Origin of the sequence: Fontibacillus panacisegetis (assembly GCF_900102215.1) — a bacterium.
Lineage (GTDB): Bacteria > Bacillota > Bacilli > Paenibacillales > Paenibacillaceae > Fontibacillus > Fontibacillus panacisegetis.
In genome coordinates, this window is record NZ_FNBG01000023.1 from 18,728 (window position 1) to 38,031 (window position 19,304).

At 47.6% G+C, this 19,304-nt stretch carries 6 protein-coding genes; all 6 read right to left on the reverse strand.

Annotated features, from left to right (window positions below; translation table 11 throughout):
• Positions 1-55: 55 nt before the first annotated feature.
• Genes BLS49_RS17455 through fabD form a run of 6 tightly spaced genes read right to left on the reverse strand, consistent with a single transcriptional unit; the run spans position 56 to position 19,296 of the window.
• Positions 56-532: a pullulanase-associated domain-containing protein gene (locus tag BLS49_RS17455; RefSeq protein WP_091233565.1), complete on the reverse strand. Its 477-nt coding sequence runs from the start codon at positions 530-532 to the stop codon at positions 56-58.
• Entirely contained in the window at positions 529-5,196 is a 4,668-nt protein-coding gene (locus BLS49_RS17460; RefSeq protein ID WP_091233568.1) for a non-ribosomal peptide synthetase, read from the reverse strand. Before BLS49_RS17460 ends, BLS49_RS17455 begins: the two co-directional genes overlap by 4 nt.
• 48 nt (positions 5,197-5,244) lie before the next feature.
• Positions 5,245-9,222, reverse strand: a complete 3,978-nt coding sequence (locus tag BLS49_RS17465) for a non-ribosomal peptide synthetase (protein WP_091233571.1) — start codon at positions 9,220-9,222, stop codon at positions 5,245-5,247.
• A gap of 22 nt (positions 9,223-9,244) precedes the next feature.
• Positions 9,245-16,396, reverse strand: a complete 7,152-nt coding sequence (locus BLS49_RS17470) for an HAD-IIIC family phosphatase (protein WP_091233574.1) — start codon at positions 16,394-16,396, stop codon at positions 9,245-9,247.
• Positions 16,397-18,073: a CPBP family intramembrane glutamic endopeptidase gene (locus BLS49_RS17475; RefSeq protein WP_091233578.1), complete on the reverse strand. Its 1,677-nt coding sequence runs from the start codon at positions 18,071-18,073 to the stop codon at positions 16,397-16,399.
• Entirely contained in the window at positions 18,070-19,296 is a 1,227-nt protein-coding gene (fabD, locus tag BLS49_RS17480; RefSeq protein WP_175471456.1) for an ACP S-malonyltransferase, read from the reverse strand. The genes BLS49_RS17475 and fabD overlap by 4 nt, the downstream gene beginning before the upstream one ends.
• Positions 19,297-19,304 lie beyond the last annotated feature (8 nt).

Here is a 19,304-nt window from a genome sequence, read left to right on the forward strand (position 1 = left end):
GAATAATATTCACTCAAAGAATCTATCCCTACATAACATCTTCTACTACTTTACATCACACTGTTGTAGGATGTCTCCGCCTACGCAGCTGCTCCATCACTGTTATATAGATAATCACAAGCAGCGGGCCTACAATCAACCAGAGCATTGGAGCATTTCCGCTTCCCTCCGCGCTATCTAGAGCGCCACCGGTCACATGAGCTTCACCCACGCCGTTCACTATGTCGATAAACTGATCTCCCCCGTCCTTAATCCAGTCCTCGGTGCTGACAACAAATCCAACTTTAGCAAATTTCCCTGGCAGCTCAATTTCGGCTGTTTTCACACCATTCTCATCCACGCTTGTGAACGGGAAACGAGCACCTTCTGCTTCATCTCCCCAGACCCATATGCTCCAATCCTTCGTATCCCCTTCTTGAGGAGTGTAATGAATAATTACTTTAGTGGTATCTGTCCCCTCGGCATTAACCAAAGGCACGAATAATACGTAGCAAAATACTGCTATCAGCAATCCGGATAATAAGGTCTTCATTCTAATCCCCTCCGTTTTCGAAATGAAATCAACTCATTCTGCAAACTGTTAAGAACCTTTCTTTGCTTCGCTCCCAGACTTTCCAATCCGTCCAATACCATCTGGAAATGTGTATACATTTCCGCAGATGGAAGTTCATTCATTCTGTTTACGGAATCTTGCAGCCGATCGAATACTCCACCTAGATACTGTATCGATTCCTCTACATTCTCAATCAGCATTTTTAGCGAAGGAAGCTCCAATAGCGACCATGTGTCGATCAGGAAATCTCTGAAAAAGATATAGGTGTATTTCCATTTTCTGATCCAGAAAATCACGAACAAGTAGAGCTCCTTATGAAAATCCTGCTCGAGAAATGCATCCTCGATCAGCTTGCGGAAGGGCTGAAAAGACGCCAAACCGGTATAAATCCATTTGCCTTCGGCGGGATCTTCAAGCGGTTCAGTAGAAGTATAAAAGTCTATGTGCTGCTCAAGAAGCTCCAATGCCAGCTGCTGCAACGGGATCGCTTGGAATTGTTCGAAGCTTACGTCGAAGGCTACCTTTTGCGATGTCGCATATTTGATCGGATAACGCTGTAAAAATTTCAGGTTGGCAACGCCGGCGAAAGAACGCTTCAACTCAACTTCGGAAATCGTTCCATAAAAATTATAAGTACTATCATATACTGTGTACCCAAGATGAGTATGATCAACCATCAAGAACATGTGGGAATGAAAGAACCCTGGTTCATCTGGGGGTTGAATCCCCAGTTCAATCTCCATCAATTGGCTTGCGTACTGATCTTCATCCACCATATAATCATGGGAATAGTTCAAGTAATACGTCGTGCCAACTCCGATCACTGCTTGGCCTTGACTCATCCGTTCTTCACACCATGCCAAACCCTCCTCAACCGAACCGAAGCTTTGCGGCTTGCCTTCGATACCAAGTCTGGAAAGGAGGTCGAACCCCGGAATATCCCGAATATCATCGATCTGAAGTCGGTCTTCCAATTTATCGGACTGGGGTACACTAAACACGATAAGACCTAAACCTCCACCAACAGGCAGAAAACCTCTCGGAATCGGATAACCGGTCTCATACCGTATTTTTGTGTACATTGCCCCCATCACGCAAGGGTAGTAATAAGGCATCTCTTCGATGTTGGCATCAAATTGAAGATTATATTTCCTTGCAGTTGATGCCATTACAGGAGCATCTTCTGATGAACATTTCGATTCAACCTCTTCGGTTATAGCGATACCTGCGGCTGCTTCATCCTTGATTCGCATCCCTCCACATTGAATGATTTCACGAATGGTTCTGTAATGCAGCATATCCTTCAAACTGATTACGAATTGATAATCGTTTGCCTTCGCTACAACCTGAACAGCCTTCAGCGAATCTCCACCCAACGAATAAAAATCCTCTGTAACGCCAACACGCTCCAAACCAAGAACTTCCCCCCAAATCCGTGCCAGAGTCGCTTCTTGTAAATTACTCGGCGCTTCATGCGAAGTGTTCCTGATATGGTCCTGTGGCCCCGGGAGTGCACTGCGATTGATTTTCCCGTTAGAAGTGATCGGCATTAATGGCAATGCTACGAAGTAAGAAGGAATCATATAAACTGGAAGCAGCCCCCCCAAATATTCCTTCAATTCTACCAAAGACAACTCACTGCTCGAAGTATAATAGGCGCATATGGCCTTGCTTCCATTCGAATCCATCCAATCCGTAACCAGCGCTTCAAGTACTCGAGGATGCTTCAAGAGCTGTGCCTGAATATCTCCAAGCTCAATCCGGTAACCGCGAATTTTAACTTGATGATCGCTGCGTCCAAGGAATTCAATAACTCCGTCAGGCATCCATCTTGCCAAGTCACCTGTTTTGTACATCCTAGCATCAGCGGCTTCCCGCTCCCGATATGGATCACGAATAAACCGTTCCTCTGTAAGCCGTGCATCTGTATACCCCGACGCCAGGCATTCGCCCCCAATATACAAATTTCCGGGAACATAAGGCGGACAAGGCTGCAGCTCAGCATCCAAAATATAGTATCTCGCATTCTGGATTGGTGTCCCGTACGGAATGCTGACCCATTGCTCCTCCACCTTGCGGATGGGATAAAAATTCGACCAGACTGTTGCCTCCGTCGCTCCTCCAAGAGCAACAACCTGCACATTCGGAAAATGCTTCTCCAGAACACCAGGCAAAGTCAGCGGAATCCAGTCACCACTCATAAATACAAGACGCAGATCAGGATTCGGTATAGCCCCGTCGCTATCGATCTCCAGCAACGTTGCAAGCTGCTGCAAGGCGGCCGGAGCGGAATCCCAGAACGTAATCCCTTCCTCACATAAAATTTGCAGCAATCGCTCACGATCGGACAACTCATCCTCCGACGCGATACGAATAGATCCCCCAGAAGCAAGAGTTCCAAAAATATCATAGACGGATAGATCAAAACAAAGCGAGGTGATAAACAGTAATCGATCCTTAGCGCCGACACCAAATGTTCGATTCACCCATTCGATTAGATTGATGACTGGCCTATGGCGAATGACCACACCCTTAGGTGTGCCTGTTGTACCTGACGTAAAGATGATGTATGCTTCATCCTCCGAGGTTAAGCTCGTTCTAGGATTCGATGTTGAACATCGATCGATATGAGCCTGTGTCCAGCTTCTTTTTCTACCCCTCACCAGCCTATCCTTTTCGTCCAGGCTCTCGTCATTCTCTCCCTTTCCAACATCTAACTCCTTTCGGAGGACAACATCGTAACGGAATCTCAGCTCATTCTCAAAACCTTTCTTCCTGTGCAACACCTCTGTATGTCCAATGGTTGAAATTCGCCCCTGCAAATCAGCAAAAAAATCTTCATCACAATACAGCTCCTGGTCTGACACTCCCCGTGCATAGGTCGCCATTGAGTTCTGCTTCCTATATTGAATAAGACTATCCTGAAAGCTCTCTTTTTGCCGCAAATCCATGACATCCGCAATAATCAGGACCCCGCCTGGCTTTAGACAACGCATGGCTTCCCGAACGACCTGCTCAAAATAAAAATATCCGGGGAAAAACTGCACCGTGCTTGCCATAAGGATTAGATCGAAGCTGCTTGCCTCCATCCCTTCCAATTGAAGTGCATAGCCTTCCAGCCATTCTGTATGCCCAAGCTGAAGCTCTGCCGATCTGACACGATTCATCTCCAGCACCACCTTGGATGGATCAAGTCCAACAAAACGATTCACCATAGGTGCGATACTGAAAGCAATGAGCCCTGACCCGCAGCCGATTTCCAGCACGTTTGATTGACTATTGAGATAAGGTCTTGCAAGCTCTACGACCCGGTCACGATATTCGTCCACCTCGGCCTCGGAGAAGGGAAGACCACTATAGCTGCTAATAAACCCGCCCGCCGTAACACGATCGACTGATTCCTCGGCTACCTTATCCCACAAGGCTCCGACCATCCGCACATCCACCACTTCAGCAGGCGGCCGAGCGGTCGCTATGTCCATGTATACAATGTCCTGCAAGGTGTCTATTTTCCAAATCAACTCTTGAAAAGACCGCATGATCGAAGTTTTTGTAACAATGCTCCGAATAGGAAGGCTTCTTAGAATCGTTTCAACCCTTGCTTTTGGAAATCCCGGTTCGATGGGTACATAAGCGGCTCCTGCCTTTAAAGTTCCTAAGACACCAATAATCATCTGCACAGATCGATCCAGCAGCACTGCAACGTACGAGCCTGGACCGATGCCCTGACTCATAAGCAGACCAGCAAGCCGATTCGCCTTTTCATTCAGCTCCGCGTATGTTATTTCTATACCTTCAGAGCATACCGCTACATTACCCGGAGCAAGCAAGGCTTGCTTTTCAATTAATTCCGGGATGGTTAGCTCGCTTGAATAGGCTGCATTAGTGTCGTTAAACGCTGCGATCAAGCGCTGACCTTCCTCCTGCGGCAGAAGTAAAGCATCGTTTAATCTCATGTCAGGAGTTCCGAGGAATTGCTCCAATGAAAATATATAGCTCCGGGCATAAATCTCCATGGCTTCAGGTGCAAACAATCGTGCATTATAGTAAAAATTTAGGTTAATCCCCTCAGGAAAACTATCTGCTACAACGACAGCCTCATGTCTTCCCTCGCTGAGCAACCGAATGTCAGCCTCTTCGTGGAGCCCAGACATTGCAATCGCAAGAGGCGTTCGTAACTCCTCTTCTTTTTGCAACCCCAAATCCTCAATGATTTCACTAATTCCGACAAATTGATGTTTGTACCCTTCGGTTATGGTTTGTTTTACTTGTTCCAGCATTTCCCTGAAGCTGGCTTCATACCGCAATTGATTCCGAACAACAATTTGCCTCTCGAATACGTCTTCAGAAGAGAGTGGCAGCACGGGAATTGTCACCGCGATATCCGACTGACCACCGTTTATCTTACCAAGCCACGCCTGAAATGCAGCCAACAGCACTACATAGAGAGCAAGCTTCTTCCCTTTACTGATGTGGACCATTTGACTCGACAGATGACGAGGAACCTCCAGTCTGTAAACAGCCTGTTCATAAGCAGCAGATTTCGGATACTGTACCGGTAAAACAGTCCGGGAAACTTCTCCGGACAACTGATTCAGCCAGTAGCGCCTTCCTTTGTCAATTTGCTCCTCAGTCAATCTCATGTGTAGATCAAACCCCTTCCTTTTTTTATAATGTGATGCTTATAGTCTCTAGAGTTCAAAATCTATTTCCAGCGCGGCTTCCAGCTCAATGAATCGTCGCTCCTGTTCTTTTATCTCCTCGCTCGTTCGCAAATCGATTGCACCGACCTGCATATGCGGAGATTCAATGATCTTCCCGATCAGGCGATTCATATCACGCAGTAGCTTCTCTGCGGTTTGTCTTTTGAAAAGGCGGGTTCGGTATTCGAGCGCAAGTAGAATTTCAGCACCCTTTTCCTCAGCCCATAGCGTAAGATCGAACTTTGCCTGGTAAAAATTGAGGTCCACAGGCTCCATGTTCAGGCCGTCGATAGCGGGTATATCCGTATCCATATTCTGTAGAGCAAATGAAGCATCAAACAATGGATTTCGCCCCGCATCTCTGGCGATGTTCAGCCTGCGAACCAGCTCATCGAACGGGAAATCCTGATGTTCTAACGCTGAAAGCGACGTTTCTTTCACCTCTGCCAAATACTCCAAAAAGGTCTTATGATACTCCGGCTTACTGCGAATCGGCAGGATGTTAACGAACATGCCGATGAGCGGCTGGAGATCCGCTCGGCTGCGACCGGCAACCGGAGTTCCCACGACAATATCTGTCTGTCCAGAATAGATGGATAAAAGAACGGAATAAGCTGATAGCAAAACCATGTACAATGTAGAACCCGTGCTTGCAGCCAGTGTATGAAGGCCGCTGGCAATCTCAGGCGGAAGTACGATTTTAACAGCTTCATCTGCCCCTTCTTCCTCACTGCTTGTTTGACGCAGATAGTCGGTCTGAATTTGCAGCTGGGGAGCTGGAGTCGCGAATTCATTCAACCAGAAAGCTTCCTGTTCTGAAAGACGGCCCGTATCCAGCATTTCATTTTGCCAGCAAGAAAAATCTTTATACTGCAGCCGTAAAGGCTCCAATGCTTCATTCTGGTACAAACGCATCATATCGTCGATCAAGACAGACATTGAAACCCCGTCGGAAATGATATGATGCATATCCAGACACAGAACGTGACGGTTTGCATTAATATGAAGCAACTCGGCTCTAAGCAGCGGAGCCTTTGCTAAATCAAAAGGCTGAGTGAAACGCTGAAGCTCGTCTCCTGGCTCGTACTCTTGAATAGTTCTATATCCAAGGCGCAGCTGCGTCTCCGTGTGAATTTGCTGTACAGGATGACCCTCATGCAGCATAAAGGAAGTTCGGAGTGTTTCATGCCTTTGAACCAATTCGTGCAGCGCCTTCTGCAGCTTCTCCTTATCCACAGGTCCGTCAATCCGCAAAGCAACAGGTATGTTGTAGGTTAATTGCTTCGGTTCGTATTGGTTTAAGATAAACATCCTTTTCTGCGCTAGTGAAAGCGGATAGTAATCTCTGGGCTGAGCAGGCTCGATCGCTGGCAGCGATCCGCTCTCCAAACTTAGATCGATTGCCCCCGCCATCCCCCGAAGTGTAGGAGCTTCCATCAACATTCGCAGCGTCAGCTGGATCTGAAAGTGTTTATGGATTTCTGTAATCAGTGTGGCTGCTTTCAACGAATGTCCACCACAGTTGAAAAAATGATCGTCAAGACTTGCACGGTCCTTGCCGAGAGTCAATTTCCACAAATCCGCAAGTTTTCGCTCCGTCGCAGTCGCGCTTGGATCATCCGCAGCATCCATCCCTCCGGGATCATGCGCCGCAGGGTCAGGCAATGCTTTCGTATCGATCTTTCCATTAGCCGTCAGCGGCAACTTTTCCAGTGGAAAGTAATATTGCGGCAGCATAAAAGCAGGCAATCGCTCTGCAAGCCATCCCTTCAACTCATCGGTTCTATTCCCTTTCCAAGGCGAAAAGTATGCGCACAAGCAAGCTTCACCGTCTATATCACGTTTAGCTGTTACGTGGGCTTCGCTGATATCCGGATGCTGCACCAACTGGACTTCAATTTCTCCGATTTCAATCCGAAAGCCTCGAATCTTCACCTGATGATCAATCCTGCCGAGAAAATCAATGTTGCCGTCTGGCAGCCACTTCGCATAATCTCCGGTCTTATACATGACTTCTCCAGGTACAAAAGGATTCTCGACGAACCGTTCGGCTGTTAGCTGCTCACGGCCAAGATACCCTAAAGCAAGCGAAACGCCTCCAATGCACAGCTCTCCCATGAAACCAACCGGAAGCAGATGATCCTCTCGATTTACGATGTAAATCTCTGTATTCAGGATCGGCTTGCCGATCGGGACCGATGTCAGATAATCCCGCATAGTATCAATTTCCGATAAGGATAGATGATCCGTCTGCCAGAAGGTCGCGCAGACCGTCGATTCGGTTGGTCCATATGCATTGATGTATTTCATATGCTGCCCCCAACGTTTTGCGAGTTCTGGATCAGACGCCGAGCCAGCAGTGACAAGCATTCGCAGCGTCGACACCCGGCACGGATCAAGGTGAGAGGCATAGGTGGGCGGGAGCGTAGCAACAGTGATGCCCGAACGACGAACATAATCTGTAAAAGACTCATAGCTTTCAATCGTTTCTTTTTCAATCAAATGAAGCTCTGCACCAGTGAAGAACGCCATGAACATCTCCCATATGGAAGCATCGAAGGATGCGCTGGCAAACTGTATGATTTTGTCGCTTTCCCTAATGCCTAGCTCGTTCCTGAAGAAGGTATGCAGATTGGCCATGCCTTGATGACCTACCATAACACCCTTTGGCATGCCAGTGGAGCCGGAGGTATAGATGACATAAGCGGTGTTTTCCTTTTCCGTACAATGCAGTGGCGCCAGTTGATCTATAAAGGTCTCACTGCCAGAAGACAACGCCTCCAACCCATTCTGTTGAATGAGAAGAATACATCCGTTGTACGATATATGCCCAGCATATTTTGAAGGAGTAATCAAGCCAGCAGCACCGCTATCCTCCAGCATATAGTTTATTCGCGCCTGCGGATAAGCTGGATCAATCGGCAAGTAAGCCGCTCCGGCTTTTAGCACTGCAAGCATAGCGGTAACTGCATCCGGTGTGCGGTCAAAAACAATGCCAATTACTTGCCCTCGTCTTATTCCAAGCTCTGCAAGCTGGGCGGCGAAACAATCAGCTCGTTCATTTAGCTCACTGTAGCTCAATCTTTTTTCACCACAGACCAGAGCTGTTCGATCCGGTGTAAGATGAACTTGTTCCTCAAAAAGCTGAGCTACGGACTCGTTAGCCGGAAACTCACCTTTATTAGGATGGAACTCCTTCAATAGCTGATGAATACCAATATTGTTCACAAGCGAAAGATTCCGCACCTGTAAATCCGGATTATCGACCATCTGATCGAGAACATGCATAAAGCTACCCGCAAGTGATTGCATCATAGATGCTGAATATAGATCAGCGTTGTAGATCAGCTCGCCCCATATTTTTTGATCAGATTTTTTAAAAGAAAACGTTGCTCCATTGATAGCAGACTGTCTGCATGTTTGAAGAATTGAAGGATCATGCATTGGATCAAGCTCGCACGCCACATTACACAAGTGGGCAGCTTTCAGACCTTGCTCACTCCCCACATGATCAATCGGATAAAATTGATATCCATACGCAGCAGCAATTGTCCGGTTCAATTCCTTCCATAATTGCTTCACCGTCTGGCTGCCTTCAATGTTCAAATAAATAGGAAGAACGCGATTCACTGCAGGTTCACTCCAATTCGTGCCATCAACAGTCGGACAGCCAACGATGACAGATGGATTGGATCTAAGCTTAACAAGCGCCGTCATAATTCCCGACAGTAAAATGACATATAGGAGCGAATCCTTCTCACTGGACCACTTCATGAGCCCCTCCGCAAGAGATGCGGTGAATGAAAGCGACAGACGCTGCTCGTAAAACGAATCCCGGTTCTGTACACCAACTGGCCGATCAGGTGCAAGCACCTCGACTTCCTCAGCATCTGACAGCATTTTCATCCAGAACTCCCTAGCCTCCCGGTATTCCTCCAGTTCTCCACTCAGTAGATCCAAATTCATAGCACTTCACTCCTCAAATGATCTAGAAGTCAAATTCGGCAAACTCCGGACTTCGATTGGCGCGAATACGCTCAGTTATACTTGCACGCTCCTCTTCATCAAGTACGTGGATATCCTTCAACATCGCTTCAGGACGATTTGCTACCTGTTCAAGAATTCGAAGGTAATGCACGGATAACCGCTCCATCACTTCTTGGCTGAATAATGCCGTCTTATATTCGATCGAAAAGTCCAGTTCATCTTCCAGTTCGCGCGCCTGCAGCGTAAGATCAAACCGCGATACACCGAAATCAAACGGAAAAACCGACAGCACAGCATCTTCGAATTCATAAATGAATGGATCCATATTCTGCATGGCGAACATCGTGTCGAACAGAGGATTCTGACCTGGCTGCAATTGAATATCCAGCTCCTGAACGAGCATTTCGAACGGATATTCCTGATGACGCAGCGCATGAAGTGTCAAATCTTTAATCTCCGATAAATATTGCTCAAATGTCTTATCGTTAGTAGGGAAGCTTCGAAGAGCCAAGGTATTAACGAACATGCCGATCAACGGGTCAAGCTCCGCACGGATTCTGCCAGCGACAGGTGTACCGATTACGATATCTTCCTGTCCCGTATATTTCGATATTAGCACGTAGTATGCGGACAATAGCACCATAAACAAGGTTGCGCCCTTTTCTAAAGCATAATCCGTGAGCTTCCTGCGTAGTTCTCGCTCCCCTCGAAAAGTAATTACAGCGCCTACGTTCAGACTGGATGAATTATTCTTTTGTACCGGCATGTTCAGCTTCGGTACCGGTGAAGAGAACAGATCAAGCCAGTATTGTCTATGCCTATTCATTGCACCCTGCTTGAATCGACCCTGCTGCCATACTGCGTAGTCCTTGAGCTGCAGGCGCAGCGGCGGCAAAGTTTCACCACGATAAGCTCTTGCGAAATCATGAATCAGATTGCCCAGTGATACACCGTCCGAGATGATGTGATGCATATCGATCAGAACGATTTGCTTGCCTGAGACACTTCGAATGAAACCAGCTCTCATCAGTGAAGGCTCGGACAAGCGGAATGGACGGACAAATGCCCGAATCAATCCTTCGAGTTGCTCCTCATAAGCTTGATCGAACACTTCCAGCTTGAGCTTCACGTCAGAATGAACTTTCTGGACGACTTCTCCATCTACCCAAGCAAAAGAAGTCCTTAATGATTCATGACGGTGGATAACGGCCTGAAGAGCACCTTCTACTCGCTCGAGATCCGCTTGACCCTCAAGCAGCATGACACCGGGCATGTTATAACCATCCAGTTCACCTTGAAGCTCATGGAGCAGGAATAACCGTTTCTGCGCTGATAAGACGGGATAATTGTCACGAGCCTCGCACAAAGCAATCGAGCCCATAACGGACGTTTCCGACACATCGATGAGCTTCGCCATATCAGACAAGGACGGCTCATGGAACAAATCACTGATCGTCAGCTCCACACCAAATTCTTGATGAATCTTTGATACGAGAGATGCAGCCTTGAGTGAATTCCCACCGATTTCGAAAAAATGATCGTTTGCACCGGGAGCATCATTCCCTAACAGCTCCATCCATAGATCAGCCAAGCGTAGTTCAGTTGCAGTTTTTGGAGCTTCGTATAGCTGCCGTTTGCTCTTCGATTGCAAAGCCGAAGCATCTTCTACCGCAAGTCCTGTCAGGCGGTCGCCCCGGCTATGTGAAATCGCCGTTAAGTAGGCTCGATGACGCTCATTTTCTCGAACCTCGCGAGCCGTTATCCAATGAATTTCCGGATCCCAACCATCCTCAATATTTTGCGGATCAACTTCTAATGTCGTTTGCACTATGTCTGAAGCTGATGCCGTCAGCAGCGCCGTATCAGACAGATTACCAGCTTGCTCCGCACCCGAGGATGATAGCAAAAAGTCGCCGCCACATTGCTTCTCGTAAGCTGTCTCGAAATACATATCTACATAACCCGGCGAGTCAGCGATCTCCTCTAAAGGTATGATGCCGGACTTTTCACAGTTATCTTCATCCGTGTGTTCCGCTGTCTTCCATCCGATCCGCTCCAAAAAAGCACGGAATGGATCATTTTTATTCGTCTGACGATATTCCAGCTGAATGCCGCGCATTCCGCTCAGACCTGCAACATGCTTCAACTGAGACATCACAGCATCCTCTATGCCCCGACCCAGCACTCTGCAGCTGAGCAGAAAGCTGTCAACACGAAGTTGTTCCTGTCCGGAACCAGCAATCACAACACCTACAATTCCGTAATCGCCAAAACGATCGGATGCCTCAATTACCCAGCACCACATATTATCCATCATCCGCAATTGCTGCAGCTCTTCCAACGTCCTGCGTATTCCGTTCAAATTGAATTGATTGGTACGCTGCGTCAATTGAGCTGCACGTACAATCTCCGTATCGCCCACTGTACGCATGCTTATCTTTAGCTCCAAGCCATGCAGAAAATCATTCAAGGATATTGAAGACGTCTCCTGTTCGATTCTGCGCATTCGCTCCTCAGAGTATAGCCTGGTTCTCATCCTATCCTCATCGGTAATCGACATGCGGTCCCATGCCCATACGTGCGAAAGAAAGTTAGACATATACCTGGTATCCGTCGGAAGCTGAAGCGTCAACACATCTGAGGCGTTATGCATAACCTCGGAGCATTCTAGTGGATTGTCATCAATAAAAACGAAGCTATCGAGCCCTAGATTCAGTTCCTTCGCCATCTGCTTCAAATTATCCGATTTAGGCAACCAGTTGATTTTCCAATGAGCAAAATGCTCTTTCTTCAGCAGCATTTGCGGATGTTGATCGAATACCGCCCATACGTCGACTTCATTGTTTTTACTGCATAATGTCAGGAGTTGCCCCTCCTGCGCTCTTTCCAGCATCCAGCTTTGCAGCAGCAAATGCGGAGCCTCTATCTTGACGCCAAGCGGCCCATCCTCGCCGCAAACGCCCTGCCACAGCGTATTATCACAGTCCAGAACGATCACTTTAAACGGGGCTGAATACATTGAGATGACTTTGCGCGCAAGCATTGTGCCCATTACCGCATAAAATTCCTCGCTGAAGGGCATATGTCCGGCCCGATCCGCAACTGGATCAAATACTTCGCGAACCGAATAGCTTCGGGCAGCTTCACGGAAATCGACGATGTAAATCTGATCGAGGCTCTCAAGCGCCTGCTTCCAACGCTCATATAATTGATTGATATAGCCGACCAACTCATCCGGATACCTCCGATAGGTCGCTGTCGGAAATATGCCGAATAGGTAAGGAACGGGCTTATCGATCGCCTGAACAATGCTCAGCAGATCTGCAAATTGACGTTCAAGCTCATCGTATACATCCGCACTATCCGGTTCGACACCTCCGATTAAATCCTCAAAACGAACAAGCATTACACGGCAGCCGCCCCCTCCTTCTAGCTGGTCGGATGGACTAAGCAGCTGTTGGAATACTTGATTGTAACCGCCGAAATGAACATCGATCGGCAGCTTAAACTCCTGTGCCCACCAGCGAAGAAGCCCTTCGATCGGTTCCGAAGTGAATGTAGCGTTAACGGAAACTCGTTTGCTAACAGCGACTGGAGCATCGTTCAACTTTCTTCTCTGGGCCATCTCAGCAGCTTCCTGTTCGTTGAACAATTTCACATTCTCAACAAGCTGCTCCGGTTCATCTAGAAAACTGATAATTATCTTCTGAAAATCTGCAATAAACCTGAGCATCGTCCGCTCTTCGAACAGGTCTGTGTTGTAATTCAGCTTGCAATCCAGATGCCCTTTTGGGTCAAGGAAAACATCCAGCTTGACGTCAAGAGTTGCCGTGTCTATAGGAAGCTCAATCGGCTCAAAAGTCAGCCCTTCAGCACTCATCCTGTCCGATCCCGTCATTCTGTACTCGTTATGGAATACCAGCATCGTATCGTAGATCGGATTGCGCGAGCGATCAACAGGCTGCTTAAGGAAATCCACCATTCGTTCGAACGGAACGTTTTGATGCTCGTAACAGAATGAAATACAATGCTTGGCCTCCTCGATATATTGTTGAATTGACCAATCAGACACCGTCCGAAGGCGCAATGGGATAAAGTTGATGAACATCCCTACACAGCTTTCCTGTCCTGGTCTTTGCCGACCTGAAACGATCGAGCCGATCACCGCCTCCTCCTGATCCGCATATTTAAGAATAGTTAAGCCATACAAGGCAAGAAGCAGCACATTCGGAGTCGTAAGATTCGATGCCGCTGCTTTTAGTAAGCCTTCACTCGTGAATTCGTCAATGCGAAAACCGATCTGGCTTCCAGCAAAGGTCTTGGTCGACGGTCGTTGATAATCGAGGGGCAAGCTTGCCGGACTGCCTAAATTCATCAGCTGGCTCCTCCAGAACGACTCCTGAACATCCATCGCTTCTGAACCTTCGAACTGCTCACGCCAATTCACATAATCTCGATACTGATATACGGGAGCGGCCAATTTTTTGCCCTGGTAGAGCTCGAAGAACTCCTTGACCAGAATCGCCGTTGAAAAACCGTCTGATACAAGATGATGCGAATCAATCATCAGCACATGCTCATCCGGTAAACCGCAACGGATTAATCCTGCTCTGAACAACGGTGCACAGCCAATATCAAAAGGCCGGACAAATCTCGCAACAACGTCCGATATCGCATCGTTCTCTGCTTCAAAGTGCTCCAGCTCGAACTCGGCGGAATCCCGAATAATTTGAACCGGGATGCCTTTTTCCATACCGAAGGTTGTGCGAAGTGCTTCATGCCGATCAATAAGAGTCCCAAGTGCTCGTTCCAGCCCAGCATGATTTAATTCACCTCTAATTCGAAAGGCAAGCGGCATATTGTAGCTTGTACCAATTCCGCCAGCTTGCTCTTGTACAAAGATTCGAAGCTGTGACGAAGAGAGAGCATATTTCTCATTTCTTATAGCGTCTGATTCATGTACCAGTTGCTCTTCAGTCAGCTCCGCAAGTTTCTCCGTGGAGTTTACCCCTAGCTGCTCCAGATGAGCAGCTAACTGTGCTACGGTCTCACACCTTAGCACGTCGACAGCTTCAATTGGCTTAGCAATTGTCTCAGTCAGCTTGATAGCTATTTGAAAAGCAAGTATCGAATCACCACCCAAGCCATAGAAATGTTCGTTGACGTTCAGCTCAGTAAAACCGAGCACATTCGCCCATACGTTCCCGACAAGCTGTTCCAAGGTGGAATATTGTCCGTCTGCTCGTCCTGTCAGCTTTGCTCCACGAATCTCGTGGATCGCCTTATCTTCTATCGGCTTTGCAGCCGCCCGCAAATTCGTGTTTTCCACCCAGCAGCGGTATTTATCGAACGGATAAGACGGCAAATGAACTCTACGGTGTATACCATTTCGATAGAGCATATTCCATGGAATATCCCCTCCTCTGATGTATATCTCACGCCATTCATGAACCGAACGTTCATCCATGTTCTCAGTACTGGATATTTTGACTGCTGTGGAGCTGGCTGCAATGGAATCCAATGATTCTCCCTGCAATCCTGCAATTTTGTCCTTGAGTTCGCTTATGCTGCTTACGACAAATGCCAACCGGTAGCTGTAATGACCTCTACCTGTGCCAGACGTATAGCATATATCTCCAATGCTCCAATCACCCGCCAGCTCCAGCCTCTCTGCATAAGCATCTATCAATCGAGACAGCGAGGATAGGCTTTGCGCCGACAGTGTAAAAAGATGCTCTTCACTTTCAGCCGAATCAGGTATATGATCCAATCTCTCTGCAGGAATCTCTTCCGGTGCTTCCTCCAGTACAACATGGCAATTGGTTCCGCTTAGCCCAAACGAGCTGACCCCGCATCTTCTCGGATATTCCTCGTCTTTCCAATCTGCTAGATTACGATTGACATAAACTGCAGATTCGATAAAATCTATGGAGGCATTCGGCCGATTGAAGTGAAGGCTCGGAGGAAGCTGTTTATTTTTCAGCGCAAGACAAGCTTTTACAAATCCGACGATGCCTGCAGCATTGTCAAGATGGCCAAGGTTCGATTTGACCGAACCTACCGCGCAAAATTGACGCCGAGCTGTATACCTGCGAAATGCCCGATTGATCCCTTCGATTTCGACAGGATCTCCGAGCTTCGTCCCAGTCCCGTGTGCTTCAATGTAGGCGATGGTCTCTGGAGCTATTCCGGCATTCATCCATGCCTCGTCGATCACCTCTTCCTGCGCCGCCACGTTCGGGGCAGAAATACCAATGGAGCTACCGTCCTGATTGACAGCCGAGCCTTTAATGACCGCATAGATCGAATCTCCATCCGCGATCGCTCGGGCAAGCGGTTTAAGGAAAACCGCGGCTGTTCCTTCGCCCATCCCCGTCCCATCAGACTCGTGATGGAAGGGCTTCGCCCTGCCGTCAGATGACTCAATGCCAATCCGCATCCCCGTATCTGCGGGGAAGATCAGCGTCTTGACACTTCCTGCCAATGCCGTATCGCAGTCTCCACTGCGTAACGCCTGGCATGCAAGATGAATCGCGACGAGCGAAGAAGAGCAAGCCGTATCTACTGTGATGGCGGGTCCTTTTAAATCGAGCAAATAAGAGATCCGGCTGGCAATGACCGAGGACAGGTTGCCGGGTATCGCGATCGAAATACCTGAAGGATCGACACTATCAATTAGTTTTTTGTAATCATGAAATGCATCCGCACAATATCCCAGGAATACTCCGGTCTTTCTCCCTTTTAGCAAATCCCCACCATATCCGGCATCTTCAATGGTCTTCCATGCCGTTTCCAGAAAAATACGCTGATTCGGGTTCATAAGGCCTGCCTCGCGCGGAGACAAGCGAAAAAATTTGTAATCGAATTTATCAATTTCCTCCAAATATGCGCCTTTGAAAAATGCCGTATCATCCGGATTGAGTCCGATTTGCTTCGCATACTCACGGACATCTGACTTTCTGGCCTCAGGAAAAGGGATGACGAGATCCGTGCCTTCGGCCAGACTCCGCCAGAATTGATCGATATCGTCGGCCCCGGGTAGACATATGGACATCCCGATCACGGCGATATCCTGAAGAGAGCTCTCTTTGATCTCCAGCTTTTCAGTAACATCTTCTTCCATGTCGAACGAGAATCCGGTTAAATCGATCATTTATTTCCCCCCTGCCTCTAGTTGAATTTTGCCTGTTTGTTTTGTCCGCGCTTCGCTATAAGGTTTTTGTTTCCACAAGCGGTACATCAGTGGAGGTATAGCCAGCGAGCATAGGCCGATAAGTACAACGAAATACCAATTAAACGCTACATCAAAATAGGAGAACAAATTTCGTGCAATATAATAAGTAGCGAATAGCCCAATTTCAGCAACTACTGATGCCCAGAGCGATTGATACCACAAATAGAGCAGGACAAAAATGATTGTACCCAAACCTCCATAGAAAGACAGCGCAGGATCAAGCTTAAAGAAAAGCAGACCATATACAAAGGCGTTGCCCACTATGGCGAAGCCTACCGGCAGGACAGCATGCAACTCATTAAATACCAGTGATCTGAACAAAACTTCCTTATAAATGGAATGAACGATTAAGAACACAATGAAGGTGAATGGCGCTCCACCAACCAGAGAGCCGAACAATGCTTCAAATTGGGGGAACGTATCCGCCACAACCGGAATCTTCACCACACTGGTTACCCATAGCCCCATGCAAATCGAGAGCAAGGCGATTTTCCAGACGCTGCTGAACGAAATTTTATTGAATTTGCTTACCTGAATCAGATCCCTCTTCTGATATCTGCGCATGATGAAATAATAGATCGGGATCGCGATAAAATCGTTCAGAACGAGGCCCCAATTGCTGTTGCGAGCGTCCGTCAGCCATGGGCGAATCGCATCAATTTGAGTCAGCACGTTGTACCATAGATATACAAGAGGCTGCAAAACTGCATAATAAATGGCTAAATATAAGCCTAATCTCCCTATCATCACAAAATAGGGCTTCAGTTTTACTTCTAGCTGAGAGCTAGCTTGCTCTGTCTGCAGCGGACGTTTGGCGATCAGCAGCAAACCTGAAATGATACATCCGAATCCGACAACCAGGATCAAGTAAGCAAGCAGGCTGCCTAGCGCAATGCTGTCTATCATCCCTGTTTCCTTTGCGCTAACGATGAACACATTTACGAAGACCGCGATATAAATAGTCGACCAGACTGAGCCTGTTTTGGTATATACAAAGCCATAAATAAGAGCTAGAAAAAATGAGATGATAGAAATAGTTAAGTTAGGTTGAAAAATCGAATAAATTAGAGCTTGAAGCAAGTATGCAGCAGCAAATGGCAGCACTCTGCGAAGTTGATTAAATACGAGTCCTCTGAAAAAAATCTCTTCCATAAATGCCCCGGCAAGCCCTACTCCGATCAGTACAAAAATAAACAGTTCCGCTTGGCCGAAAATATCCACGTAGGCTTTCATGTGATCCAGCGCAAACTGCGGGAGGAATGGAAGCTTCATCAGTCCAAAGAACACGAACGCACAGCCCACCGCAATGATGCTCACTTGCAGTAAATCCTTTCCCCCGAGCCGCCGAAAACCGGCTGCGTCAAAAAAGGTGATTTTTTCTTTCTTGGTTATGCGGTTGCGGATACCATAAACAGCCAGAAGCAATAAATACAACGTGCAAAAATTGATAAGGAGCCAAACGGGCACACTGCCCTCGAGCAATTTTTTGTAGGTTTGATTATGAGCCATAACCCACTTCTGTACCTCAAATACAAGCAGATACAGTCCTAAAAACAATCCCACCTTTAGCGCCATACTTCCGACTTGTTTCATCATCGCGATAACATCCTTTCCATCTCAATTCGTGGATATCGGTACTCTTCTTCCGTTCCCCCTTTTGCCCGGATGATGGTTTTCAGCCCGTTCAAGGCATCCTGCAGCTGTTCAGCAGAAGGTTCGGCGTTATTCCGTTCAAGACTCAGCAGCATACTTTCCAATTGCCGGTATGGAGCAACCACCTGCTCTTTGTAGACTTGATCATCTATACAGCGATTTCTAACAGACACCGCTGCTGCAAGGCATTGCTCCAGCACATAACGATTTGAATATCTGTAATCAGCCATGAAGGAAGGGGAGAACACAGCCTGGCGATCAGCCTGAGCTTCCAATGAATACACAGGAAAAGAAGGATAATCTGTTTTGAACAGTCTCGTCAGCGTTTTTCGAGGAGCAAGCTCCACAGCCGCATCTATGCTGCGCCTCAGCAAGCAGGACATCGTTTGCCGCCAACGAACCGATTCAGTCATCTGTCGCTTCAAGTTGCGAACAATATCTCCCTTATGCAAGCCGTAAGGCTTTGCCTCAATGTTGGAAATGACCGGAAAAATAAATTCACCAAATTCACAGCTCTGCAGCAGCTCTTCCAGTTCATCCGCTGCTGCTGCCATGAGCGGGCTATGAAAAGCCCCGCTCACTTTAAGCGAAGATAGCTTGACTCCATTTGCCTTAAGCAACTCTTCGGCTGCTGTCACTGCATCGTTCGTCCCGGAAAGTACAATCTGATGAGATGAGTTGAAACAGGCAATGGCAGGACGTTTCTCCATATTCTCAATATCTTTGATCATCCGAATAGCTTGATCCGCCTGAATACCGCTTACCGCGAGCATTCTGCCATTTCCGGAAGCCGACGCTTCCATCATGAGGCGCCCTCTTTCTCTGACCAATTGAAGGGCGTCTGCGAATTTCAGTACACCTGCACAAGCTAGCGCCGTATATTCGCCCAAGCTGTGTCCTGCCGCAGCGGCCGGACGTATTCCAGTCTCTTGGGCGAATAGACGGAATGAGGCAACCCCAACTGTTAGGAGAGCAGGCTGCGTCAATTCCGACTGAGCAAGCCGATCTTCTCCACCATCGAAGCAGAGCGCCGCCATATCGTAACCCAATATGTCTGAAGCTTCCCCGAAGGTTTCCTTGACAATCGGATGTCGATCATAGTCTTCTTTCATCATCCCGTTGTACTGCGAACCTTGACCTGGAAACATAACGGCAAGTCGCTTCATTTTTCGCT

Bases quoted from the DNA above. Each gene is read 5' to 3' on its own strand.
- BLS49_RS17475 (WP_091233578.1), bottom strand. From the start codon at position 18,073: ATGATGAAACAAGTCGGAAGTATGGCGCTAAAGGTGGGATTGTTTTTA.
- BLS49_RS17455 (WP_091233565.1), bottom strand. From the start codon at position 532: ATGAAGACCTTATTATCCGGATTGCTGATAGCAGTATTTTGCTACGTA.
- BLS49_RS17465 (WP_091233571.1), bottom strand. From the start codon at position 9,222: ATGAATTTGGATCTACTGAGTGGAGAACTGGAGGAATACCGGGAGGCT.
- BLS49_RS17460 (WP_091233568.1), bottom strand. From the start codon at position 5,196: ATGAGATTGACTGAGGAGCAAATTGACAAAGGAAGGCGCTACTGGCTG.
- fabD (WP_175471456.1), bottom strand. From the start codon at position 19,296: ATGAAGCGACTTGCCGTTATGTTTCCAGGTCAAGGTTCGCAGTACAAC.
- BLS49_RS17470 (WP_091233574.1), bottom strand. From the start codon at position 16,396: ATGATCGATTTAACCGGATTCTCGTTCGACATGGAAGAAGATGTTACT.